The 24,781-nt window shown below is 55.0% G+C and carries 23 protein-coding genes; 12 read left to right on the top strand and 11 right to left on the bottom strand.

All coding sequences use genetic code 11. The features are described from left to right. The first annotated feature begins 74 nt into the window (after positions 1-74). Both LBW88_RS02740 and LBW88_RS02735 read left to right on the top strand, forming a co-directional pair. Positions 75-497, top strand: coding sequence for a VOC family protein (locus LBW88_RS02740; protein ID WP_224929039.1), 423 nt, complete (start codon positions 75-77; stop codon positions 495-497). 69 nt (positions 498-566) lie between these two features. Beyond that, entirely contained in the window at positions 567-995 is a 429-nt protein-coding gene (locus LBW88_RS02735) for a hypothetical protein (RefSeq protein WP_224929042.1), read from the top strand. Between the two features lie 63 nt (positions 996-1,058). Here LBW88_RS02735 and LBW88_RS02730 read toward each other — a convergent pair whose 3' ends face one another. Next, entirely contained in the window at positions 1,059-1,562 is a 504-nt protein-coding gene (locus LBW88_RS02730) for an AAA family ATPase (protein ID WP_224929046.1), read from the bottom strand. A gap of 106 nt (positions 1,563-1,668) precedes the next feature. On the opposite strand from LBW88_RS02730, the gene LBW88_RS02725 reads away from it, so the two are divergent. The 4 genes from LBW88_RS02725 to dcuR all read left to right on the top strand — a co-directional run bounded on the left by LBW88_RS02725 (position 1,669) and on the right by dcuR (position 5,313). Then, a complete protein-coding gene (locus tag LBW88_RS02725) occupies positions 1,669-2,235 on the top strand; it encodes a flavin reductase family protein (RefSeq protein ID WP_224930272.1) in 567 nt (188 codons plus the stop codon). A 64-nt stretch (positions 2,236-2,299) separates the two neighbouring features. Next, entirely contained in the window at positions 2,300-2,836 is a 537-nt protein-coding gene (gene msrA, locus LBW88_RS02720) for a peptide-methionine (S)-S-oxide reductase MsrA (RefSeq protein WP_224929049.1), read from the top strand. Positions 2,837-2,965: 129 nt separating this feature from the next. Beyond that, the gene (locus LBW88_RS02715) at positions 2,966-4,597 is read left to right on the top strand and encodes a sensor histidine kinase (RefSeq protein ID WP_224930275.1); all 1,632 of its coding nucleotides are present in this window, start codon (positions 2,966-2,968) and stop codon (positions 4,595-4,597) included. Then, complete coding sequence (gene dcuR, locus LBW88_RS02710) at positions 4,594-5,313, top strand: two-component system response regulator DcuR (RefSeq protein ID WP_224929051.1); 720 nt, start codon at positions 4,594-4,596, stop codon at positions 5,311-5,313. The genes LBW88_RS02715 and dcuR overlap by 4 nt, the downstream gene beginning before the upstream one ends. Here dcuR and LBW88_RS02705 read toward each other — a convergent pair. Both LBW88_RS02705 and LBW88_RS02700 read right to left on the bottom strand, forming a co-directional pair. Next, positions 5,307-6,272 carry an FAD:protein FMN transferase gene (locus tag LBW88_RS02705; RefSeq protein ID WP_224929054.1) on the bottom strand — a complete coding sequence of 322 codons (966 nt, stop codon included), beginning with the start codon at positions 6,270-6,272 and terminating at the stop codon, positions 5,307-5,309. The two genes, dcuR and LBW88_RS02705, sit on opposite strands and share 7 nt — an antisense overlap. 86 nt (positions 6,273-6,358) lie before the next feature. Beyond that, positions 6,359-9,139, bottom strand: a complete 2,781-nt coding sequence (locus LBW88_RS02700) for a flavocytochrome c (RefSeq protein WP_224929058.1) — start codon at positions 9,137-9,139, stop codon at positions 6,359-6,361. A 605-nt stretch (positions 9,140-9,744) separates the two neighbouring features. Here LBW88_RS02700 and LBW88_RS02695 point away from each other — a divergent pair. Together LBW88_RS02695 and fumA are read left to right on the top strand one after the other, a co-directional pair. Then, on the top strand, positions 9,745-11,256 hold the full coding sequence (locus tag LBW88_RS02695) for an anion permease (RefSeq protein ID WP_320442523.1): 1,512 nt from the start codon (positions 9,745-9,747) through the stop codon (positions 11,254-11,256). 164 nt (positions 11,257-11,420) lie between these two features. Then, positions 11,421-13,064: a class I fumarate hydratase FumA gene (gene fumA, locus LBW88_RS02690; protein ID WP_224929061.1), complete on the top strand. Its 1,644-nt coding sequence runs from the start codon at positions 11,421-11,423 to the stop codon at positions 13,062-13,064. An 80-nt stretch (positions 13,065-13,144) separates the two neighbouring features. Here the strand turns inward: fumA and LBW88_RS02685 are convergent, their stop codons facing one another. The 4 genes from LBW88_RS02685 to LBW88_RS02670 all read right to left on the bottom strand — a co-directional run bounded on the left by LBW88_RS02685 (position 13,145) and on the right by LBW88_RS02670 (position 16,455). Next, positions 13,145-13,309, bottom strand: coding sequence for a hypothetical protein (locus tag LBW88_RS02685; RefSeq protein ID WP_166931753.1), 165 nt, complete (start codon positions 13,307-13,309; stop codon positions 13,145-13,147). Between the two features lie 152 nt (positions 13,310-13,461). Continuing rightward, positions 13,462-14,415, bottom strand: a complete 954-nt coding sequence (locus tag LBW88_RS02680; protein ID WP_224929064.1) for an aryl-sulfate sulfotransferase — start codon at positions 14,413-14,415, stop codon at positions 13,462-13,464. 6 nt (positions 14,416-14,421) lie between these two features. Beyond that, positions 14,422-14,805 carry a hypothetical protein gene (locus tag LBW88_RS02675; RefSeq protein ID WP_224929068.1) on the bottom strand — a complete coding sequence of 128 codons (384 nt, stop codon included), beginning with the start codon at positions 14,803-14,805 and terminating at the stop codon, positions 14,422-14,424. Positions 14,806-14,934: 129 nt separating this feature from the next. Continuing rightward, positions 14,935-16,455, bottom strand: a complete 1,521-nt coding sequence (locus LBW88_RS02670; protein ID WP_058959688.1) for an aldehyde dehydrogenase family protein — start codon at positions 16,453-16,455, stop codon at positions 14,935-14,937. A gap of 395 nt (positions 16,456-16,850) precedes the next feature. Here LBW88_RS02670 and LBW88_RS02665 point away from each other — a divergent pair, with 395 nt between their 5' ends. Continuing rightward, on the top strand, positions 16,851-17,414 hold the full coding sequence (locus LBW88_RS02665) for a class I SAM-dependent methyltransferase (RefSeq protein WP_224930281.1): 564 nt from the start codon (positions 16,851-16,853) through the stop codon (positions 17,412-17,414). Here the strand turns inward: LBW88_RS02665 and LBW88_RS02660 are convergent. Further along, positions 17,402-18,121, bottom strand: coding sequence for a glutamine amidotransferase (locus tag LBW88_RS02660; RefSeq protein WP_224929071.1), 720 nt, complete (start codon positions 18,119-18,121; stop codon positions 17,402-17,404). The genes LBW88_RS02665 and LBW88_RS02660 overlap by 13 nt on opposite strands. Before the next feature lie 190 nt (positions 18,122-18,311). On the opposite strand from LBW88_RS02660, the gene LBW88_RS02655 reads away from it, so the two are divergent. Both LBW88_RS02655 and LBW88_RS02650 read left to right on the top strand, forming a co-directional pair. Continuing rightward, positions 18,312-19,196, top strand: coding sequence for a DMT family transporter (locus LBW88_RS02655; protein ID WP_224929074.1), 885 nt, complete (start codon positions 18,312-18,314; stop codon positions 19,194-19,196). Positions 19,197-19,243: 47 nt separating this feature from the next. After that, positions 19,244-20,605, top strand: coding sequence for a CoA transferase (locus LBW88_RS02650; RefSeq protein ID WP_224929077.1), 1,362 nt, complete (start codon positions 19,244-19,246; stop codon positions 20,603-20,605). Here the strand turns inward: LBW88_RS02650 and LBW88_RS02645 are convergent, their stop codons facing one another. From LBW88_RS02645 to ghrA, 3 genes are read right to left on the bottom strand one after another with little or no spacing between them, the layout of a single operon-like run. Next, positions 20,606-21,166 (bottom strand): molecular chaperone, encoded by a 561-nt coding sequence (locus LBW88_RS02645; protein WP_224929080.1) that lies wholly within the window; start codon positions 21,164-21,166, stop codon positions 20,606-20,608. It abuts the gene before it with no gap. Between the two features lie 26 nt (positions 21,167-21,192). Continuing rightward, positions 21,193-21,930: a phosphatase gene (locus tag LBW88_RS02640; RefSeq protein ID WP_034821944.1), complete on the bottom strand. Its 738-nt coding sequence runs from the start codon at positions 21,928-21,930 to the stop codon at positions 21,193-21,195. Between the two features lie 24 nt (positions 21,931-21,954). Then, a complete protein-coding gene (ghrA, locus tag LBW88_RS02635) occupies positions 21,955-22,893 on the bottom strand; it encodes a glyoxylate/hydroxypyruvate reductase GhrA (RefSeq protein WP_224929083.1) in 939 nt (312 codons plus the stop codon). Between the two features lie 207 nt (positions 22,894-23,100). On the opposite strand from ghrA, the gene treA reads away from it, so the two are divergent. Next, positions 23,101-24,780 carry an alpha,alpha-trehalase TreA gene (gene treA / locus LBW88_RS02630; RefSeq protein WP_224929086.1) on the top strand — a complete coding sequence of 560 codons (1,680 nt, stop codon included), beginning with the start codon at positions 23,101-23,103 and terminating at the stop codon, positions 24,778-24,780. The last annotated feature ends 1 nt before the right edge of the window (position 24,781 follow it).

The raw sequence follows: 24,781 nt of genomic DNA, 5'->3' as shown, positions 1-24,781 counted from the left end.
TGCTGTGCTCAGGCAGTTTTATCTCGAAACTACTTAAGCAAATATCTCCAAAGCACAAACAAGGATCGAGCCAAATGAACATAACCAAAATCGACCACATCCATATGCACGTCTACGTCTACGTATACGTCTACGTCTACGTTGACGATATCGAGAAAGCAGAGCACTGGTATCAGGAAATCCTTGGCTTCACCCGCGATAGCTCCCTGTACTTCTGGTTTGAACAAGGAGGGCCGCTGGTCATCAGGAATGATGGCGCATCGCTTTCCCTCTTCCTGAAAAAATCCCAGCACCCAGGTCACACTATGGCTTTTGCCGTGCAGGCGTCAGCGCTTCTCGAACTCATACCTTTACTCAAGTCCAAAAACATCGCCTATACCGTCAGTGATCACGATGTCTCTATGTCGCTTTACTTCAGCGATCTCAGTGGCAACAAGATTGAAATAACGTCCTGGGAATATAAGCAGGCAAAACAGATATTGGAAAACGCGGTATAACGATTCGCCAACCAGCAGCGGATAACGCTACAATCAATAACGGACTAATATTTTGAAAGGAGTCAAAAATTGAAATTTCACTATTCGCTTCATCGCCTTGGCCTGATAAAGCAATGGCAAAAAGACAGTTTCAGGATCGTTTTTTTTATTCTCATCGGCCTATTCTTTTCAGCCGTCATCAAATGGCTCTTACCCCAATTAACTCATGGTAATATCACCGGCGGCTTTGCCGGTATGCTATGCGGGCTTGCAGCGAGTTTTTGGTTTACTAATATTGCGTGGCTTACGTTTAAGACCCCCATTCGCTTAAGCGACCTGGATTCAGTTCTGGAGAAATACAATTACCAGCAAACTCAGCAAGGTTATTATGAGCTGCAGATAGCGAAATACAGAAGATTCAAATCCCAGCGCATTTATATAAGTAACGATGGCAATGAGATCACGCTTGAAGGCCCCTACAACACCCTCAAAAGAATCATTAATAAACTCAACAAATAGTCGGAAATTTTGAGAGGCGTTAAATGATGACTGGCGCAAATACCCAACCAGTCATCGTTATTCTTAACCGTGCATCACCACATTAAACCCTTCATCCGCATGCGGTGCGACGAAGTAGCTGCTAATCACTTCGAACTGCGCATCGGTGGCCGCGAAGTCATGCTCACCTTCTGCGTTGCGCGCATGCAAACGACTTTTGCACACAGCATCCGGCACATCGATAAAGTGCAGTTGATGTTCCGCCTGTGCACTCTGGATCACCGCCTTCATCCACTGGCGTTGGCCCACGGTGTTCGCCGGGAAATCCAGCACCACTGACACACCGCATTGCAGCAGCGAGATCAGGTGTGGCGTCATCGCATTGCGTAACTTGCCCGCACAACGCACGTAGTCCGCGACATCCTGCATCTCTTCGGCGAACAGATGCGCCAGCCAGGCGTCTTCGCTAATAATCACCGCGCCGGTTTGTTGGGCCAGCTGATGCGCCAGCGTTGATTTTCCGGCCGCGATTTTGCCGCACAGCAGATGCAAAACAGGACGAGATGTGGACACAGACGCAGATTCCATTAGCCAGCTCCAGATAAAATGACGCTCTACCATGCCGTTAAATGCCGGTCCAGTAAAGCCTGGCATCTACACTTACGCTATCTCTGTAAAAATAAGGAGCCGCATGATGAGTCAACGCCTGCACAAAATCGACTTCCCGGTCAGCAAGGCGCGGAAGTATCTGGAACCCGGTCCGGTGGTGTTGCTGAGTTCGCAATTTGAAGATCACCACGACATCATGACGCTCGGCTGGCACACCATTCTGGAGTTCTCGCCGTCACTGGTGGGCTGCATGATCGCCAACGGCAACTACAGCCATGAGCTGATTCGGCAAAGCGGACAATGCGTGATTAATATCCCCTCGGCGGATTTGGTGGATAGCGTGGTGGCGATTGGTAACTGCCATGGCGATCGTCTCGATAAGTTCGATGCCTTTCACCTCACGCCAGAACCGGCAAAGGTGGTGAATGTACCGCTGATCGATGAGTGCTTCGCCAGCTTTGAGTGTCAGCTGTATGACGACTCGATGGTGAATAACTACGGCTTCTTTGTTTTCGAAATTGTCAAAGCGCACGTGGCCGATAAACCGGAATTTCCGCCGACGCTGCACTACACTGGCGAAGGACGTTTTACCGTCATGAGTCATACCGTGCTCGACAAGCACCGCGATTTTAAGCCAGAAATGTTAATTTAAGCGGCTTGAATTCGCCCTCGAGCGCCCACACAGTTACGCTTTCGACCTGACAGGAGTAATAACAATGGCAACCGAATATGCGGTGATCGCCGGTGGCTGTTTCTGGTGTACCGAAGCAGTGTTCAAAGATGTGATTGGCGTGGAGTCAGTCGAAAGTGGGTATACCGGCGGGGAGCGCCCGAACCCAACCTATGAGCAGGTGTGCAGCGGTGCCACCGGCCACGCCGAAGCGATCCGCTTAGGTTTCGATCCAGAACAAGTGAAGTACGGCGATCTGCTGGATATCAGCTTTGCGACGCACGACCCAACCCAGCTGAACCGTCAGGGCAACGACGTCGGTACCCAGTATCGTTCAGCGATCTTCCCGGCGAACCCAGAGCAGGAAGCCGAAGCGATTGCTGCCATTGCCCGTGCACAAGCCGATCTCAACGTGCCAGTGGTCACCACCATTGAGCCGCTGAAAGAGTGGTATCCGGCAGAAGATTACCATCAGGATTACTGGGATGGTGCCGGTCAGCGTAACGGCTACTGCATGGCGGTGATCCCACCAAAACTGCAGAAGCTGCGTAAGAGCTTTGCCAATCGCGTGAAGCAGGGCTAATCCAGCCCCTGGGATGCGGCCTCTGAACGCCGCATCCTGAATGCTTATCACCATGAAAGGTCGTCATTTATGACGACCTTTTTGCATTTAGCCGTCATAATAGCGCCCTCTTCTCTTCTGGGAGCGATGATGACCACGCCTCAACCCGCAATCCCCGCGCGCAAGCGGCCCATGAAACTCAACACGCTAGTGACGCTGATGCTCAGCGCGGTGATCGTGCTGGTGCTGCTGAGTGTGCACATGTTCTATTTCTTCCAGATTGGTGCTTCAACCCGTGCCCAGTTGGAAGATAAAGCCATGGCGGTGGCCCGCACGCTGGCGAGATCGCCGGAGATTCAGCAGGCGCTGACGCAGCCGGTGGCAAATGCCAATATCCAACCCATCGCGAAAGCCGTGGAAGAGAGCAACAATCTGCTGTTTATTACCGTCACCAATATGGACGGTATCCGCTATTCTCATCGCAATCCGGAACTGGTCGGCAAACACTTTATCGGCGAAGACATTGGGCCCGCCCTGCGCGGCCATGAAAACGTCTCGGTGAATAAAGGTTCGCTGGCAAAAGCGCTGCGCGTGTTTACCCCGGTGTATAACGCGGAGGATCGGCAGATCGGTGTGGTGGCGATTGGTATTTCCCTTGATGCCGTTACCGATCAGATCAACGAAAGCCGCTGGAGCATTATCTGGACCATCCTGATTGGTACGCTGGCGGGGGCGATTGGCACCCTGGTGCTGGTGCGCGTGCTGAAGCGCATTCTGTTCGGCCTCGAACCCTACGAGATTTCCACCCTGTTTGAGCAGCGTCAGGCGATTCTTAACTCGGTCAAAGAAGGCGTGGTGGCGATGGACGATCAGGCGCAGGTGACGCTGGTGAATCAGGCGGCGCGCACCCTGCTTAATGAGCCGTCGTCCAGCGGTAGGATTGATAACGAGGGTATTGATGATGCCTCGGTGATCAATCAACACCTGCGAGATGTGCTGCACAGCGGTCGCGCACGCCGTGATGAAGAGCTGAACGTGAATGGTCGCTTGTTGTTGTGCAATACGGTGCCGGTGCGCAGCCAGGGACGCATTATTGGCGCGGTCTGTACTTTCAGGGACAAGACCGAAATCAGCCGACTGATGCAGCGTCTGACGGGCATGGTAAACTACGTCGATGCGCTGCGAGAACGCTCGCACGAGTTTATGAACAAGCTGCACGTGATTCTCGGCCTGCTGCACATGAAAAACTATGCGCAGGTGGAAGCGTATATCCTGAAAACCGCCAATAATTACCAGACTGAGATTGGCTATTTGCTGGATCGCATCAAGTCACCGGTGATTGCCGGTTTTCTGCTGAGCAAGATTAATCGCGCTTCGGATTGCGGTCATCGCCTGACCATCAGCGATGCCAGCTTTGTGCCGGACAGCGGCAACGAAGACCAGATGGCGGGCCTGATCACCGTGGTCGGTAATCTGGTGGAGAACGCCATTGATGCGCTCAGCGAGCAGACCGAAGGCGAGATCCATGTGATGCTGCACTATCAAAACGGCTGGCTGGCGTGCGAAGTGAGTGACGATGGTCCCGGCATTGAGCCTGACAATCTCGCAACGATTTTTGACAAAGGGTTCTCCACCAAAGGAGAGAACCGTGGCGTGGGCCTGTTCCTGCTGAAACAGCAGACGGAAAACCTCGGTGGCGGCGTGACCGTTGAGTCAGAACCCGGCGTATTTACCCAATTTTTAGTACAACTTCCCTGGGATGGAGGAAACCAATCCGCATGATCAATGTGTTAGTGGTCGATGATGACGCCATGGTCGCTGAACTGAACCGATCCTTTATCGGTCAGGTTCAGGGCTTCCACTGCTGTGGAACCGCTTCGACCCTGAAGCAGGCCAAAGAGATTTTGTTCAACAGCGACACGCCGATCGATCTGGTGCTGCTGGATATCTACATGCAGCAGGAGAATGGCCTCGATCTGTTGCCGGAACTGCGCCAGGCCCAGAGTTCGGTGGAAGTGATCATCATTTCATCCGCTGCCGATGCGGAGAATATCAAAACCTCGCTGCACTACGGCGTGGTGGATTATCTGATCAAGCCGTTCCAGTTCCCGCGTTTCGAAGAGGCGCTCACCGGCTGGCGGCAGAAGAAGTCGTTGATGGATAATCAGCACTACTATCAGCAGTCTGATGTCGATCTGTTGATCCACGGCAACCCGGCAACGCAGCATGACAACAAGCGCCTGCCGAAAGGCTTAACCCCGCAGACGCTGCGTACCTTGTGTCAGTGGATTGATGCCCATCCCGGTCATGAGTTCTCGACGGATGAACTGGCGGCAGAAGTGAATATTTCGCGCGTGTCGTGCCGTAAATATCTGATTTGGCTGGCGCAGATTAATATCCTGTTCACCAGCATTCATTACGGCGCAACGGGTCGTCCGGTGTATCGCTATCGTTTACAGCCGGAATACCATTCGCTGTTGCAGCAGTACTGTCAGTAACGCAGTTGCCAGTCGAAATCGCGCTGATGGAACTGGAAGTGGCGCGGTGAAGAGCAGATGATTTGCCGATCGCGGGTGACGAACACCGCATCCAGATCGGGCTGGTCGGCCAGATAGTCCAGCCCCTGCTCCAAACCCATGCCGTACAGCAGCGTGGTGTAGATGTCGCCATCCAATGAGCGATCGGAAATCACCGTCACGCTCAGCAACTCGTTATCCAGCGGATAGCCGGTGTGCGGATCGAAGATATGGTGCCAGCATTTACCGTCCAGTTCGAAATAGCGCTCGTAAATCCCCGATGTCACCACCGATTTGCCCTGCACCTGCAGCACGCCCAATAGTTCATCATCGCGTCCAAACGGCTTTTTCAGGCCGATGCTCCAGCCTTGTGGCTCATGTGGTGGTGCACCGAGTGTTTGCACATTGCCCCCGAGATTGATCAGCGCCTGCGGCACGCCCTGCTGGCGCAGAAATGACTGCACCACATCAGCGATATAGCCTTTGGCGATGGCACCGAGATCGATCTCCATGCCCGGCTGTTGCAGGAACACTGAGCGATCCTCGGGGTTGAGGATCACCTGATGTGGATCGGTGAGCAGCAACAGTGCGGCGATCTCATTAGCGGGTGGCACGGCACGCCCTTGAAAACCAATCTTCCAGCGTTTGACCACCGGACCAATGGTGAAGTTAAAAGCGCTGCCGGGTGACACGCTGACAGCATGCGCCACGCTGATCAAACGGAACACCGCCTCACTGACGCGCACCGGATGGCGACCCGCCGCGTGGTTAATCGACATCACTTCGGATTCGGCACGATTAACGGTGAACAGGTTTTCCTGCTGCTTGATGAGTTGAAAGACCTGGCGGGCTAAGGTGGGGTTATCGTCGAACAGTTTGAGCAGGATGGGAGAACCCATCAAAACCGCAGAGTAGGCGTAGACGCCGGCGTCGGAAGTCATGAGCGCCTCAACAAGGGGAAAAGGTGCGCATAAATGCGCACCCTACAGTGGTGGGGAGAGTCACCAGGATGGTGACCTCCTGCCCTCTAATTACCTAACGCCAGTTTAGCCGCATTGTGACCGGCTTTAATACCGAAGATGATGATATCCGCCACCGCGTTACCACCGATACGGTTCGCGCCGTGGATACCGCCAACCACTTCACCGGCAGCCCAGGCACCCGGAATCACCTGTTTCTGCGCATCCAGCACCGCAGTATCGGTGTTGATGGTGACGCCGCCCATGGTGTGGTGCACGCCCGGGGCGATACGGATCGCGAAGTAAGGACCCTGATTCAGCGGATGACGCAGCGCCGTGGTACGACCGAAGTCTTCATCTTTCTGGTTAATCACAAACTCGTTGTAACGGCCCAGAGTGGTCTGCAGCGCTTCCTGATCCATGTTAAGTTTCACCGCCAGCTCGTGCGGCGTTGGCGCGCTGATCACAAAGCCTTTGGCGATATACTCGTCAGCCGCTTTGTTGTTGGCACGCACCTGCTCATCAAACACGATCCAGGCGCTTTTCTCAGGCAGTGCGATGATCTCAGCAGATACTTTGTCACGGGTTTCCATCTCATTGTAGAAACGATGACCGGCCTGACTCACCAGAATCGCCCCACCGCCGCGCATCGCCTCTGAGATCAGGTAAGAAGTGGTCTGCTCAACCGTGGGGTGAATCTGAATCTCGCCCATGTCCACGGTATCCGCACCGATGTGCTGCAACATGGCGATACCGCTGCCGGTCGCACCTTTGTGGTTGGTGGTCACGAAGCCATCCAGCTCAGGGCGGTATTTCACCACCATCTCACGGTTAGCACTGAAACCACCGGTCGCAACAATCACGCTTTTTGCATTGAGAATGCGGCTGTCGTTGTACTCATCCACCACTTTCACGCCAGTAACAGCACCGTTTTCCACCAGGATTTCTGCCACTGAGGTCTCTAACAGCACTTCAATCTCACGCTGGTTAACATTCTTCACCAGGCCGCTAATCAGGAAGCCACCCACTGCAGAACGGTCTTCGGGACGGTGCGTGCGGTCAATGCTCATACCACCGGTGATGGTGATGTCGCACAGCTCAATCTCTTTCGCCGCCAGCCACTCAATCGCTTCTGGCGCCTGCTCAACAAACTCGCGCAGCAGCACCGGATTGTTTTTGAACTTGCCGCCCTTCAGCGTCTCTTCGTAGAACAGCTCTTTGCTGTCTTCGATGCCTTTCAGTTTCTGATAGCGGGTTTCGGCAGCGTTCATGCCCACCGAGGCTTTGATGGTGTTACCGCCGATGGTCGGCATCTTCTCGATAATCACCACGCGAGCGCCGTCGTCATGCGCCTGAATCGCCGCCGCCAGACCTGCACCACCGGTGCCGATCACCACCACGTCGTAGTTAACAGGCGCGTTCGGGTTGCCGCCTTCGTCAATCACATACTCTTTGCTGGAGGTGGTCAGCGCACGTGATACCGCTTTTTTCAGCGCCTCACTCTGCGTGGTCGCGCCAGTGATGGCATCCACGTGTGGGCTGTTGGCGACCAGAATGCGTTCACGCAGGCTTTCAAAGGTGCTGGTGAAGTCGACGTCCAGACTCGGATCCGGCACCAGTGAGATATCGGTGATACGGTCGGTATCGAGGGTGACATTGATTTTCAGTTTCAGCGCTTCAGCTTCAACTTTCGCCTGATAAACACCGGCTTTGTACTTACGATGGCCATCGCTGACGTCGCGGATCATCGCATCCACCAGCGAGAAGCGCCACAGCGGTTCTGGAATCGTCAGCGCCTCACGTTTGGTGCTGTCGATGTAGAGATCCATGTGTTCGTTTTTGATGATGCGATCGGCCCAGTCCGGATAGGCGATGCAGGCTTTACCCACCGCCACCAGATCAAAGCCGTGCTCCAGCGCGTTCTCGGCATCTTCTTTATTGACCACGCCGCCGACGCCAATCACCGGCACTTTCGCCAGGGTCGCTGAGCGCTCCGCCAGATATTTGGTGATCAGTGGCGTTGGATCTTTAGTGTCGATAATCGATGGACGCAGCAGCTGGCCGACGGAGAAGTGCACGTAATCCAGACCGCGCGCCGCCAGTTTTTCCAGCAGATACATCGTGTCGTCCCAACGGATGCCGGGAACTTCCAGCTCTTCCGGTGAGAAGCGATAGCCGATGATGAAGTCCGCCGCCGCAAAGCGATCGGCCATTTTATGGGTGATCTCCAGCACTTCCATTGGGAAGCGTGCGCGGTTATCGCGGCTGCCGCCCCATTTGTCATCGCGCTGGTTGGAGTTAGGTGAGTAGAACTGCTGGATCAGATAGGTGTTCGCGCCGTGGATCTCAACGCCATCGAAACCGGCTTTGATCGCACGGTTCACGGCGTCACCAAACTTGGTGATCATCACATCCACTTCTTCTGCGGTCAGCGCCTGCGGTTTGGTGGCACCTTCACGCGGTGCGGCAATGGCGCTCGGTGCGACCGGCGTTTTACCGCCAATCAGCGCCGGTTCCACCATACGGCCACCGTGGTAGATCTGCAGAATGGCTTTTGAGCCTTCAGATTTGATAGCATGCGCAATTTTCGCCAGGCCGGCAATTTTGTTGTCGCTGTCGATACCCAACGCGCCAGGGAAAGCCGGGCCACGGTTATCGATAAAGCAGCATTCAACAATCACCGTACCGATGCTGCCAGCACGTACGCGGTAATACTCGACAAGATCACTGGTGACGCCGCCGTCAAAATAGCCGGTACAGGTGGTCATCGGTGCCATTACCAAACGGTTTTTGAGCACCGCACCTTTCGGTAGCGTAAGCGGGTTAAGGATCGGGGTGAGCTTATTCATAATGAGCAACTCCAGAATTAAGAAATTGTGTATTCAATTCTTTGGCGGTTCGGAGCGGTTTATAATTATTTAAGTGGTCCGATATCATGGCGCAAATATACCATTTTATTTAGTTACATAACCCAGATTGTTAGTTATATAAGTTTTACGTTTGGAAATGATATTTAATGCTCATTGCTGGAATTAGCGCTCCGCTAAGTTTTAACCAAGACTTGACAAAAATCAAATTTTTCCTTACATTTAAAACAAATGCAGTACTATCATAAAGATAAAACTTATGATCCCGCCTCATTTTGCTCGATTTTCCGCGTTTCGGTTGTTTGTAGCGTTTAATCCACAGCAGACAGAAAGTTAAATAAAAAGCAAAAGATAAAAATTAAAAAACAGTGCATATTTTTTATTGATCTAGATCAAAAGAGATATTTTAATTAATCGCATCACAGCTGTAATCAATAGATAATTCGCGTATCAAATTTGCAAAGCAAAGATTCATTAAAGAGCAAAATTTAAATTGTCACGACTCATCTGCTGCACGCCTGTTGAAACCAAAAGAACAGTGTGTCCGTGACAATCAATCGCATTCTTCCTAACTTGCAGACAAAACTATGAACACACAAACAACCCAGAGTGCCTCCCCCGTAGTGCCTCCTGCGGCGCCGGGGAAAAAGAATCGCCTGATTATGTTGTGCCTGCCGATCATTGTGGCGGTGCTGTTGCTGCTGGTCCCTACCCCTGCCGGGCTGGAACCTTACGCATGGCACTTCTTCGCTATCTTTGTTGGCGTGATTGTGGGACTGATTTTTGAACCGCTGCCGGGCGCCGTTATCGGCCTGACGGGTGTGGTGGTGATTGCGCTGTTCAGCCAGTGGGTGCTGTTTAGCCCGGCCGAACTGGCGGATCCCAAGTTCAAAACCGCGGCGCAGTCGTTCAAATGGGCAGTGAGTGGCTTCGGCAACTCCACCGTCTGGTTGATCTTCGGTGCCTTTATGTTCGCCGCCGGCTACGATAAAACCCAGTTCGGTCGCCGCCTGGCGCTGATTCTGGTCAAATATCTTGGTCGTCGCAGCCTGACGCTGGGCTACGCCATCACCTTCGCTGACCTGTTACTGGCACCGTTTACGCCATCGAACACTGCGCGCAGTGGCGGTACCATCTATCCGATCATCGCCAACCTGCCGCCGCTGTACGGTTCAAAACCGAATGACCCGAGCGCACGTAAGATTGGTTCTTACCTGATGTGGGTGGCTATCACCGCCGCGTGTATCACCAGCTCGATGTTCCTCTCTGCGCTGGCACCGAACCTGTTGGCCATCGCGCTGGTAAAAAGCATCGTTGGTTTTGAAATTTCCTGGGGCATGTGGTTCCTCGCCTTCCTGCCACTCGGCGTACTGTTGATTCTCATCATGCCGCTACTGGCTTACTGGCTCTATCCGCCAGAAGTGAAGGTCAATGATGAAGTGCCGCGTTGGGCGACCGCTGAACTGGCGAAGCTGGGCAAACTGACACGCAATGAAATTCTGCTGCTGGTGTTTGTGGTCTCGGCACTGATGATGTGGATCTTCGCTGCGGCATGGATTGAACCGGCGATGGCTGCCCTGTTGGTTATCGTGCTGATGCTGTGGACCGGTGTACTGAACTGGAACGACATCACCAGCAACAAAGCCGCATGGAACACCTTCGCGTGGTTTGCCACACTTGTAGCTCTGGCCGATGGTCTGGCGCGCGTTGGCTTTATCGCCTGGTTGGGTAAAGAAGGCGCACAACTGCTGCAGGGTTATGACCCACAAATTTCTGCGGTGGTGCTGCTGATTGCCTTCTACTTACTGCACTACCTGTTCGCCAGTACCACAGCGCACACCACCGCACTGTTGCCAGCGATGCTGACCATTGCCGCCTCGATTCCAGGCATCAATATGCCGGTGTTCTGCTTAATGATGTGTGTGTCCCTGGGTGTGATGGGCATTATCACCCCGTACGGCACTGGCCCAAGCCCGATTTACTACGGTAGCGGCTATCTGCCGACCAAAGATTACTGGCGCCTCGGCACCATCTTCGGTGGTCTGTTCCTGGTGGCTCTGATGGTTATCGCCTATCCATGGATGGTGATGATGTTCTGATGATGTTGCTTCGATGTTAAAAACGGAGCCGCGCAGTACCGTGAAAGTGTTATGATGCTCGCCAGTCAGCCCCTGTGGAGGGCTGGCGAGAGAAAATCAAAAAACAGATCGCATAATTTGTCACCTGCCACCCTGACAGATGACACGAAGCTAAGTGAGCCAACATGTCGAACAAACCCTTCTATTATCAGAATCCCTTTCCTCTCGCCAAAGATGATACCGAATACTATCTGCTGAGCAGCGATTACGTTTCAGTAGCGAACTTCGATGGCGAAGAGGTCCTAAAAGTTGATCCGAAAGCGCTGACGCTGCTGGCTAAACAGGCGTTCCATGACGCCTCCTTTATGCTGCGCGCCTCGCATCAGGCACAGGTTGCCGCGATTCTGGCGGATGACGAAGCCAGTAAAAACGACAAGTACGTAGCCCTGCAGTTCCTGCGTAACTCGGAAATCGCCGCGAAAGGCGTGCTGCCGACCTGCCAGGACACCGGCACGGCCATCATCATGGGCAAGAAAGGCCAGCGCGTCTGGACCGGCGGTGGCGATGAAGCGGCACTGTCGCAAGGTGTCTACAACACCTTTATTGAAGACAACCTGCGTTACTCACAGAACGCCGCGCTGGATATGTACAAAGAGGTCAACACTGGCACCAACCTGCCGGCGCAGATCGATCTCTATAGCGTGGATGGTGACGAGTACAAATTCCTGTGCATCGCTAAAGGTGGCGGTTCCGCCAACAAGACTTACCTGTATCAGGAAACCAAAGCGCTGATCACCCCGGCCAAGCTGAAGAATTACCTGGTCGATAAAATGATGTCGCTCGGCACCGCCGCCTGCCCGCCGTACCATATCGCGTTTGTGATTGGCGGCACCTCAGCGGAAAGCACGCTGAAAACCGTGAAGCTGGCCTCAACGCATTACTATGATTCGCTGCCCACCGAAGGTAACGAACACGGCCAGGCATTCCGCGACGTGGCGCTGGAGCAGGAGCTGCTGAAAGCCTCACAAGAGCTGGGCCTCGGCGCACAGTTCGGCGGTAAATATTTCGCTCACGATATTCGCGTGGTGCGTCTGCCGCGTCATGGCGCGTCTTGCCCAGTCGGCATGGGTGTGTCGTGCTCGGCGGACCGTAATATCAAAGCCAAGATCAACCGTGAAGGGATCTGGATTGAGAAGATGGAAGACAATCCAGGCCGCTATATCCCGGAAGAACTGCGCCAGCAGGGCGAAGGCGAAGTGGTGAATGTCGATCTTAACCAGCCAATGAGTGAAATTCTGGCGCTGCTGTCGGCCTATCCTGTGTCGACCCGCCTGTCGCTGAACGGCACCATCATCGTGGCGCGTGATATTGCCCACGCCAAGTTGAAAGAGCGTATTGATAACGGTGAAGGCCTGCCGCAGTACATCAAAGATCATCCGGTGTATTACGCCGGTCCGGCCAAAACGCCGGAAGGTTACGCGTCCGGTTCACTCGGCCCAACTACGGCGGGTCGTATGGACTCCTACGTTGACCTGCTGCAGGAAAACGGCGGCAGCATGGTGATGCTGGCGAAAGGTAACCGTAGCAAGCAAGTCACCGACGCCTGCCACAAACACGGCGGCTTCTACCTCGGCAGCATTGGCGGCCCTGCAGCGGTGCTGGCGCAGCAAAGTATTAAGAGCCTGGAGTGCGTGGAGTACGCGGAACTGGGAATGGAAGCGATCTGGAAGATTGAAGTGGAAAACTTCCCGGCGTTTATCCTGGTGGATGACAAAGGGAATGACTTCTTCCAGCAGATCCACAATCAGTGCTCTGCCTGCGTGAAGTAAGCGTTTAAGCAGTGATAAAACTAAAAAATCCGCGGCTAAAGGGCTGCGGATTTTTTTATGGGTTGAGCACTGCGCGATGCTTACATCGCACCGAGTTGTACGTCTAACAGCATATCGGCATCATCATCGTTTTGACCAATCACGTAAATCGCCTGACGGCCTGGCAGATTCACCGTGATGATGTGCTGATCATCGGCATCCAGCACGTCGTCGTGCTGTTCCTGAAACTTGTGCAATGTGTTCATGTTTTTTCCTTAAAATGGTGCGCGACTTTACTTTCCCTACACTCTTATATCGACAAGACCCGGCTCAAATGTAGCGGAATATTCTGCTTTCGTGATGCAGGCACTCTGGCATGGCTAAATGACAGTCAGATTAAAGAAGTAACGCACATTTCTTACTGCGATGCTGTCAGCGCCGGGCAACCCGGTAACGCCGGATAACGGATGCAATCGGCTGTCACCGCTTTTTCACTGTGCGGGGTATTTTCTGGTGCCCAGCGATAATCCACCATGTAAGCGCGATACACCGTATTACCTATGTAGTGGTCACGCGGCATCGCTTTGCCGTAATACGGGCTGACGTACTCCCAGACAATCGCGCCCTGCGGCGTCACCTGAAACAGCCGTCCGCTCTGCCCTTCGTTGATCAAGGTGTTGCCATTCGGCAGGCGTTGCGCGTTGCTGATATAGGCACTGTAGAAAGTAGAAATTGCCTGTCCCGATTTCTCGTCGGTGTACTCCCAGACGATCTGTTTGGTTTGCGGATTCACTTCAATGACGCGTGAGGCAGAGAAGAATCCCTGACGTGATGGTGGGAAACCGGCATTGCCCTGATTGTCAAAAATCAGAATATTGCCAGCACCCGGCAAGCCCGGTCCGACCATGTGCACATCATGTTCGCCAATCAGCTGATCCAATGGACGCGGCAGCGGCGTATCCAGCTTGAGTGCTGGATAATCTGGCCCAATGCGCCACACTACTTTCCCGGTCTGCCGATCGACGATCACGGCCACGTTACCGTTGCGTGAGTTAAACAGGATGTTGTCCCGGGCAAAACGCTGATCGCCCTTATCAAACCACGGGTTCGGGCCCAGCGGAGCTGCCGTGTTCATATGCAAAAAGTCAGCATCCTGACTATCACGGATCATCGCCAGCTGTGCGTCAGAAAAGCCCAGCTCGTTGAGGTGATCGGCCACTGACCAGCTCCACAGCTTCTCTCCCTGCGGCGACACTTCCTCCAGCGTGTTATCGATAATGCGATAGTTGTAGCCGGGCAGCTGGCGTAGTGCTGCGCCCAGTACCAGCGTGTTGCCATCCGCCAGACGCTGGATTTCATGGTGCTGATGCACCGGCTGCTACTGACTGCCATATTGCCACTGCACCGCACCGTTCCAGTCCACCTCCGCCACGCTGGCGTTCACCATGCCATTGCCGGGACTGGCTTCTTTATCGAGATCTTTCTGATGCTCCAGCTGTACCAACAGATGGCCACGCTGGCCATTCACTCGATCGGTGGGAATCGGCCAGCTCGGGAATCCTTCATAGGCCCAGCGATGCACTTCCTGCCCGGTCATATCAATTAAGTGCGTTTGGTTATCGCTGCCGGGGATCACCACATACCCGTTCCAGGCACGCGCGGGATCGTAATAGGTGACGCCGGTTGGAATGGCACTCGGAATCGCCGAAGCACCGAAAGAGAGGGAAAGCAGGCAGACAGACAGCGTTGCCGGAATACGCATGGTTTACCATCCTGAATAAGGGAGTCGTGAGCAGCCCTTATAGCGTAGATGTGAAACCCGGCAGGATTAGTCCGAATGAGGCATGGCGGAAAAAAGGCAGCGGTGTGATCCGCTGCCTGAGCGCTGAGTTTAGAAGAAACCGAGCGGTTGCGTGCTGTAGCTTACCAGCAGGTTTTTGGTTTGCTGGTAGTGATCGAGCATCATTTTGTGGGTTTCACGACCGATGCCGGATTTTTTATAGCCACCAAACGCCGCATGTGCGGGATAGAGGTGATAGCAGTTGGTCCAAACGCGACCGGCTTTGATTGCACGGCCCATGCGATAGGCGCGGTTGATGTCACGAGTCCAGACGCCAGCACCCAGCCCATAAATCGAGTCATTGGCGATGGCGAGGGCTTCCGCTTCATCTTTGAAGGTCAATACACCGACTACCGGCCCAAAGATCTCCTCCTGGAACACGCGCATACTGTTGTCACCTTTCAACAGCGTTGGCTGGATGTAGTAGCCGCTATCAAACGCTTCACCAATTTTCTCTACACCGCCGCCATGCAGCACCTGTGCGCCCTCTTTCTGCGCGATTTCCAGATAAGAGAGGATTTTATCGAACTGCTGCTGTGACGCCTGCGCGCCAATCATGGTTTCGGTGTCCAGTGGATCGCCGCGTTTGATGGTTTTGATGCGTTTCATGACGGCCGCCATAAACGGCTCAAAGATCGACTCCTGCACCAATGCGCGTGACGGACAGGTACAGACTTCACCCTGATTGAGGAAGCCAAGCACTACGCCTTCTGCTGCTTTTTCGATAAAGCTCTCTTCCGCATCCATGATGTCTTCAAAGAAGATGTTCGGCGATTTACCGCCCAGCTCAACGGTGGACGGGATCAGGCTTTTCGCCGCCAGTTCAAGAATGTGCCCACCGGTGGCGGTGGAGCCGGTAAAGGCGATTTTGGCGATGCCCGGATGTGACGCCAGCGCTTCACCGGCTTCTTTACCGTAACCGTGCACCACGTTGATGACACCCGGTGGCACCAGATCTTTGATCACTTCCATAAACAGGGTGATCGACAACGGCGTCTGCTCAGCCGGTTTTAACACCACGCAATTACCCGCTCCGAGCGCCGGCGCCAGTTTCCACGCCGCCATCAGCAACGGGAAGTTCCACGGGATGATTTGCCCGACCACGCCCAGCGGTTCGTGGAAGTGATAAGCAGCGGTGAACTCATCGATTTCCGCTGCGGTGCCTTCCTGTGCGCGCACACAGCCCGCGAAGTAGCGGAAGTGATCCACCGCCAGTGGCAGGTCAGCGGCCAGAGTTTCACGCACCGGCTTGCCGTTATCCCAGGTTTCGTTGACCGCGATATATTCCAGTTTCTCTTCCAGGCGATCGGCGATTTTCAGCAGCACCAGTGAACGCGCCTGCGGGGAGGTTTTGCCCCATGCATCCGCAGCAGCCTGTGCTGCCGCTACCGCATTATCGACATCGGCCTTATCCGAACGCGGGAACTCGCCGATGGTGGAACCGTTGATTGGGGTGGTGTTGACGAAGTAATTACCGTTCACCGGCGCAACGAATTCGCCGTTGATAAAGTTGCCATAACGCGATTGCAGAGTGATGAGAGAACCTTGTTCTCCCGGAGCAGCGTAACGCATGGTGTTTCTCCTTGCGGGACAGAGTGGCGAATAACAACTATGAAACCTGTTATTAACATTGATCGATCAATGTCAGCCTGTCAGATCGCAGAGCGGGAAACTGTGACCGCACCGAAGGAAAATTCCGGGAATGAGGGTTTGAGATTTATGCGTGATGATCTCTCACGCCAGTCTCAGCATTGATTAAACGTTAGGCACTTGCCCGCCGCACTTCCGCTTTAGGATTACGGGGTCTATTGCGCCACTTCACAGACGCGTTATCAGGTCCACATGCCGCCGTTTTCTCCCCCGCTTCGTTGCGGATAATTCCGAGTTTTGGCGCAGATGCAGCGAAAAGCGAAACAAACGCAATGAATTTGGTCAATATGAAACAGGATACTCATCAGGAGAAAGAGATGTTGGCTTCAGCCCTGACGTTAATGCGCGCCAAAGCGAACTTCGTTCAGCAATTTATTCGAAACCCGCGCAAGATGGGCAGCATCACGCCCTCCTCTGCTGCGCTGTGCCGCACCATGTGCGATGCAGCCAACTGGGATCACAGCCTGCGTATTGCCGAACTCGGTGCCGGGGACGGTGTATTAACTCGCCATATTCTGGACAGAATGTCGCCGCAAGCCCAGCTGGATGTGTTTGAAATCAGCCCTGATCTGGTGGCAAACCTGCGCGAATGGACCGATCCGCGCATGCAGGTGCGAGCCTGCTCGGCCGAGTACTTGTCTGGTGAATACGATGTAATTTTTTCTGGCCTGCCGCTGCTATCGCTGCCGCCGGAAACGCGTGAAGCGATTCTTAGCGCCGTGCACGATGTATTGGGCCCACGCGGTGTATTTATTCAGTTCCAATACACCTCATTGACCCAACCTACTCTGTCACGTTACTTCACCTGGCAGCGCCAGCGGGTGTTGAAAAATATGCCGCCCGCCTGGGTATATCGCTGCACCCGACATTACGCGCCCTGAGCCTGCACGCGCGGCTGCGGCCGCGTTTGCTGCCAGAATCTTTGTAGCAACTCTCGTGACCAATCCTCACCGACGACCTGCGCGCCATCATCACTCACGCCCGCCGGTAAGCAGGTGGTCATGATTTCGCGGGTAAACTCAGGATGGAACTGCACTGACAGCGCCTGCGGGGAATAACGTAAAATCTGGCAGCCATCCAGCTCGGAATGCGCCAATACTTTAGCCTGCGACGGCGGTGTGATCACTGACTGACGATGTGACAACCACGCCTGGAACTCACCAGGCAATGTCGCTAACCAGGGATCATCACTGGCGGTGTGGGTCAGGTTTTTCAAGCCACGCTCCCAGCCGTTCGGGTTATCCCCCACTTTGCCGCCCAGCGCATACGCCATCAGCTGATGACCGTAACAGACACCCAGCAGCGGCAGATCCGCTTCCAGTGCACCGCGAATCCATGCGGCCGTGCGTTCGCTCCAGTCGGCGTGATCGGTCACCATCGCCCATGAACCGCTGAGAATAGCGCCGCTGACGCGATCAAACGCCGGCAGCTCTTCGCCAAGGTGCGGACGGACAATGACATAGTCATCAGGCTGCAGTTGCAGCGCATCAATAAACCAGACGGGTTGTTCACCAATTTGCGCCACAACCTGCGGTGGCGGTACTTCGAGTTGAATCAGAGCAAGGGGTAACGCGCGGCTGTGTGTCATTCCGAATTTATTCCTTAACGGAGTCAGGTTTCGGACATCCACTTTGACAGGAAATCAGTGACCTGTCTTATTTTTTTCCTGCATAAGCTCATGCCATAACGAAAAATATTTTTGCACAATGTCACAGAAATGCACGGCTTCGTGCCATGATTAGCCGGTGATTACCCCCTTTCATGTGAAGGATGACATTGTGGCAGTGCGGCATTTCTTTATGGTTCTGATGGTGGTCTCCATCTGGGCTTTCAATAACGTGGCAGTGAAGTGGGGATTGCTGGAACTTCCGCCGCTGTTCCTCACCTGGATGCGTTTTGTGGTGGTGGCGATTGTGCTGGTGCCGTTCTGCCGCATCACGCGCGAACAGCTGCCGTGGCTGCTCACATTGGCCTTCACCTTTGGTTTTATGCACTTCTCGCTGCTGTTTGTCGGCATGCGCTACACCGATGCCGGTACCGGCGCGATTGTGGTACAACTCGGCACGCCGATTGCCATGTTGCTGGCGATGCTGGTGCTGAAAGAGAAGCTGCGTCTGGTGCAACTGTTCGGCATCGGCGTCTCTATGTGCGGTGTGGCGGTACTCTCCGGCAGCCCGACGATTCCGGCCTGGTGGGTATTGTGCATTCTTCTGTGCAGCGCCTTTGGCTGGGCCATCAGCAACATGATTGTGAAGAAATCGCCGCCGATTAAACCACTGACGCTTACCGGCTGGATCTCGTTCCTCGCCGTGCCGATTGTCGGTGCCGCTTCCTGGCTTACCGAATCGCAGCAATTTTATGCCCTGAGCCACGCGGGCTGGCGCGGCTGGTTTGGTATTCTGTACAGCGCGCTGGCTTCATCGATCGTGGCTTATACGCTTTGGTATTCGCTGCTGAAAAAGTACAACGTCAACTTAATCATGCCTTACTCGCTGCTCACACCTGTGCTGGCCGTTTTGATGGGCGTATTTGTGCTGGGCGATAGCATGAACAGCTTTAAGATTCTCGGCGCGTCTCTGGTGGTGCTTGGTACAGCTATTGCGGTGATCAACCTGCGTAATCTGCGCATGCACGCGCGCTTTCCTCGCCTGCGCCGCCGTTAAATTCTCTCTGCTATGCTTGAGTCTCGCGCGTTTTCCGGAGACTCAATATGGATACTCAATCTGCTGCCGCGCTATGGCAGCAACTGTGGCAAGGATTGCGTGGCGCGGAACCCCTTCCCGCGCTCAGCTTTCTCCAGCCCGATACCTTTTCTTCCGCGTTTGCCGTCAGTGAACTGGCTGCCACCAGCATTGGGCTCGCGAGCCAAGCGCTGAGCGATTTGCTCAGGCAATCAGCCCCGGTCAGTGTCAATGTAAGACTTGCCTCTCGCTGGTTTCAACATAGCCTCACGCCGTTAAATCGTCCTCCTGCCGCACTTTGGGATCCTTTTGCTGGCGATTACGCCACCACCGATGGCTGGATCCGTCTGCACACCAACGCCCCGCATCACCGAGCCGCGATGGAGCGGGTGCTGGGGCAACAAGCCGACCGCGCCGCGCTAGCAAAAGGAGTTGCGCACTGGCAAGCGGAAGCGCTGGAGCAGGCCGTGATTGAGGCAGGCGGTTGTGCCGCGCAAATGCGCAGTGAGCAGCAGTGGCTACAGCATCCTCAAGGCGTGGCCGTCAGTAGTGAAGCACTGATCGCCCAACAGGCCACGGGGGATGCGCCCACGCCTGGCTGGCAGCTGCCGACGGCACGTCCCTTGCTCGGCGTGCGCGTGCTAGACCTGACGCGCATTATCGCCGGACCGGTCGCCACGCGTTTTCTTGCCAGCCTCGGCGCGCAGGTGCTGCGTATCGATCCTTACGGCTGGGAAGAGCCGACGCTGGAAGAGGAGATCACCTGCGGCAAACGCTGTGCCCGGCTCGATCTCAAATCCAAAGCGGGACTTAAACAACTGCGCGATCTGATCAAACACGCCGATGTGATGGTGCATGGCTATCGTGCGGATGCGCTGGAAAAACTGGGGCTGGATGCAGAGTCTCGTCGCAAACTGGCACCCGGATTGGTGGATGTGAGCCTGAATGCGTGGGGCTGGAGCGGGCCGTGGCGCAATCGGCGTGGCTTTGACAGCCTGGTGCAGATGGGATGTGGCATCGCCGAACAGGGCATGAGCTGGAGTGGTAACGCTAAACCAACACCGCTGCCGGTGCAGGCGCTGGATCACGCCACCGGCTATATGATGGCCGCCGCCGTGCTGGAAGGGATGCGTCAGCGTCGTGAAAATCATGTTGGCTGGCAGGCTCGCTTATCGCTGGCGCGCACCGCAAGGCTATTGCAACAGTTTGGCGCGTCACCGCAACAGCCGCAGCATGGCATTACGGCACAGCACGGCGATGCGCTGGCGACAGTTGAGATCAATGCATGGGGGATTGCTGAAAGGTTGCGTGCCGCTGCGTATCTGCCCGGCACGCCGATGATCTGCGCCACGCCGGGCGTCAAACTCGGCAGTAGCGCAGCCAGCTGGTAATCAGGCTTCTTCGCTGTCGTCTTCGTTCAGCTCGTCGTACATTGCCTGAATGGCTTCACGACTCAGCGCGGCCAGCGTGCGGTAAAACGCGCTGGTCGCGTGCGCTTCGACTTTACCGAGGAACGCGCCGCACCATGGCATCAGATAGTCGTCGAACAGCGCCAGCTGCGCGGCGGACTCATCTTCCGCAGACTGATCTTCCAGCCACGAGGCCGCCAGCAGCAGCACGCCAAAGTGATCGGCTGGTGCATCGCTCAACGGCATGCCGCGTGAGGTGAGAAACGCACGCACATCCGCCTCTTGCGGGCCGTTTGGCCACTGTGAAGCATAAGGCGGTACGCTACATTCGCTGCCGACAAACAGCGCGTTGTAATCCGCAGCCAATGCCTGCGGATCGCTGTTCTGTTGCAGACGCGTCAACAGTTCATCCTGCTCCAGCGGCCACTGAGCCTTCAGTTTGCCTTCACGTAACATGGTGAAAAGCGGCACCAGCAGCGGATCTTGTGGCTGGCGGTTGAACAGCGAGCCGATGACGCGGCAGAGAATGGAAAACTCATTCATGCAACAGAATTCCTTGAGGCTAAAAGTTAAAAGTCCGCAAATTCAGCAATGTGCTTACCGGTACGCTGTTCGAGGAAATCGAGCAGGCGGCGCGGCGTGACATTTAACACGCGATCCTCGGGAAAATCCACTTCGCGTGTGATGCGGATGCAGTGTTCGAAATGACCGAGAGTAAACGCGGTGTGTGAATCTGAACCAAACGCCAGACGCCCGCCTGCATCACGCACCGCTTCGGCGATGGCACGACAGTTCGGCTCACTGCCCGGACGTGAATGGGTAAAGGAGGAGTTGTTGATCTCCAGCGCCACATCATAATGGGCGGCGGCTTCGGCAATCGCGCGGATATCGACCGGAAATTTTGGGTTGCCCGGATGCGAAATGATGTGCACCAGCCCACCCGCCATCGCGGCAATCATCGCCTCGGTGTGATGTGCTTTGTCACGTGGCGCATACACCGGCTCATGGAAACCGGCCACGATCAGGTCCAGTGCATCCAGCATCGGGCCGCTACAATCAATTTCGCCCTGCTGATTTTTGATGTTGGCTTCAATACCGCGCAACACGCCTACGCCATCAATCACGCGTGGCCAGATGCGCATGTTTACGAAGTGCCAGTAATGCGGCGCATCCGCCATATCCGGGCCGTGATCGGTGATGGCAAACAGCTTCAGGCCATTCTGCTTCGCCTGCACCACATAGTCATGCAGCGTGCTGTAAGCGTGGGTACTGGCAACGGTGTGCATATGCAAATCGACGGGATACATCCTCTTCTCCTGACTCAATATGAATTAATAACCGCGCTGACGATCGACTAAACCACCCGGTTGATCCCCCTGCTCCAGAGCAAGTATGGCACCGGCAATGAAATCCATCGCCTCGCCGGGCAACGTGATAGCCGCAGTATGTGGCGTCAATGTGACATGTGGATGAGACCAGAGCGGGTGATCCGCTGGCAGCGGCTCAGTCTGGAACACATCTAGCGCCGCGCCCGCCAGTTGGCCGCTGTTCAGCGCCGCCAGCAGATCGGCTTCCACCACATGCGCGCCACGCGCCAGATTGAGGAAAAAGGCCCCGTGCGGTAACACGCGCAGCAACTTTTCATCGATCAGGTTGGTAGTTTCCGGCGTGGTGGGCAGCAGATCAATCAGCACCTGAGTGCCATCGAGAAACGCTTCCAGCTGATCGCGACCATGGAAGGTTTGCACGCCATCAATCTGCTTAGCCGAGCGGCTCCAGCAGCGCAGCGGGAAGCCCCACTGACGCAAACTTTCGAGCACGCTACTGCCTAATACGCCCGCGCCGAGCACGCCGATGGTGAAGTTGGCGCGGTCCGCTGTGTCGAGTGGCTGCCAGTTTGCCTGTTGCTGCTGCTGACGATAATCGGCAAAACGGCGGAACCAGCCCAGCACACACCAGTTGGCGTACTCCTGCATCTGTCGCGCCATACCGGTGTCTTCGAGACGGAACAACGGCACGTCATCGGATAGCATTTCCGGGTGGGCGTGCAGCTGCCTGAGGATTTCGTCCACGCCCGCGCCCATGGCAAACACGCCTTTTAATGAGCGGCCAGCCAGCATCTCAATGGGCGGTGAACGCACAATGGCGTAATCCGCCGGTGCGCTATCGCCTGGCTGCCAGAAACGCACGTTGGCTTGCGGTAAACGCTGACGTAGCCCTGCAAGCCAGCGATCGGGGGCTTGCGACGGGTGATACCAGATAATCTCCATACAGTTCTCCTTTTTTTCCTTCAGCCTCAGGTAAATAGCGGCTAAGGGCAAGTAAAAACCTTAGGGTTAATGCAATTTCATGCGTGATTAATTCCCGCTGCTTCACATTTCCATGGCTTAAGGCGGCTAAGCAGCGCGTTACCGACTAAAGTTGTTTGGGTGGTCAATGTGTTAGCGCACCACCTTTTCGGACAAGGAGAAAAACCGATGATAAAAAATGTCAAATTCACGCCCGCCCCTCTGACGTTCTTACTCAGCGCGGCGCTGCTGGCAAGTGCTTCTGTAGCGCATGCTGAAGATACCAGCCGCATGCTAAGCAGCCAGCCGCAGCCACCCGATATCCGACTGGGGCCACTGTTCAATGCCGTGCAACAGGCAAAATTTTATCCGGACCAGAAAACCTTTGCCGACGCGGTACCGAAGTACAATCCTTCCTCGATACTGGCAGACTGGCAGATGCAAAAGAGCCAGCGCAATTTCGACCTGAAGCATTTCGTTGACGCGAACTTCACACTGCCCAAAGAGCAGGACAAATATGTGCCGCCTGCCGGTCAGAGCCTGCGTGAGCATATCAACGGCTTGTGGCCAGTACTGACCCGATCCACGCCGACCGCCAGCCAGTATGATTCCCTGTTGCCGCTGCCGAAACCCTATGTGGTGCCGGGTGGGCGTTTCCGTGAAGTCTATTACTGGGACAGTTACTTCACCATGCTGGGTCTGGCTGAGAGCGGGCACTGGGATCGCGTGCAGGATATGGTGGACAACTTCGCCACCGAACTGGATAGATACGGCCACATCCCGAACGGCAACCGCAGTTACTATCTCAGCCGCTCACAGCCACCGTTCTTTAGCCTGATGGTGGATCTGCTGGCCACGCACAAAGGTGATGACGTCTACCGTCAGTATCTGCCGCAGTTGCAGAAAGAGTATGACTACTGGATGGCGGATAGCGATAAAGTCGCCGCCGGTCAGGCCAGCAAGCGCGTAATCAAACTAGGCGATGGCACCCTACTCAACCGCTACTGGGACGAACGTGATGCACCGCGCACAGAATCCTGGCTCGACGATGTGAATACCGCCAACAAAGCGCCCGATCGTAATAAGCAGCAGGTGTATCGCGACCTGCGCGCGGGTGCGGCCTCCGGTTGGGATTTCAGTTCACGCTGGTTTACCGATGCCCACAATCTGGCCTCGATCCGCACCACGCAGCTGGCACCGGTCGATCTCAACAGCCTGATGTTCCATCTGGAGCAGGTGCTGTCTAAAGCCTCGAAACTGGCGAATCAGGATGATAAAGCCAAACAGTTCGCAGCAGATGCTGAGAAACGCCAGGCTGCTATCAATCGTTATCTGTGGGACGAGAAACAGGGTTGGTATGCCGACTACGACTGGCAGAAGAAGCAAGTCCATCCTCAGCTGACTGCTGCCACGTTGTTCCCGCTGTATATGCAGGTGGCGAGTGATAAACAGGCGGACCGCACCGCCAAAGCGGTAGAAAAACAGCTGCTGAAACCCGGCGGTTTGGTGACGACCACCGTTAATAACGGTCAGCAATGGGATGCGCCAAATGGCTGGGCACCGCTGCAATGGGTGGCGGTGGAAGGTCTGGAACATTACAAGCAACCGAAGCTGGCGCAAGAGATTGGTCAGCGCTTCCTGCAGAACGTGCAGGCCACTTACGACAAAGAGCACAAGCTGGTTGAGAAGTACGTGGTAGAAGGCGCGCAGTTAGGTGGCGGTGGTGGCGGTGAATACCCACTGCAGGACGGCTTCGGCTGGACCAATGGCGTAACACTCAAACTGCTCGATAAATACTGCCCGAAAGATAAAACCTGTAATAACGCGCGCGATATCCCGAATATGCCTGCGCTGAGTGCAGGGAAATAGC

This window comes from Pantoea sp. alder81 (assembly GCF_020179835.1).
Taxonomy (GTDB): domain Bacteria; phylum Pseudomonadota; class Gammaproteobacteria; order Enterobacterales; family Enterobacteriaceae; genus Pantoea.
The sequence above is the reverse complement of the archived record's forward strand: the minus strand, read 5'-3'. Positions and strand labels throughout refer to the sequence as shown.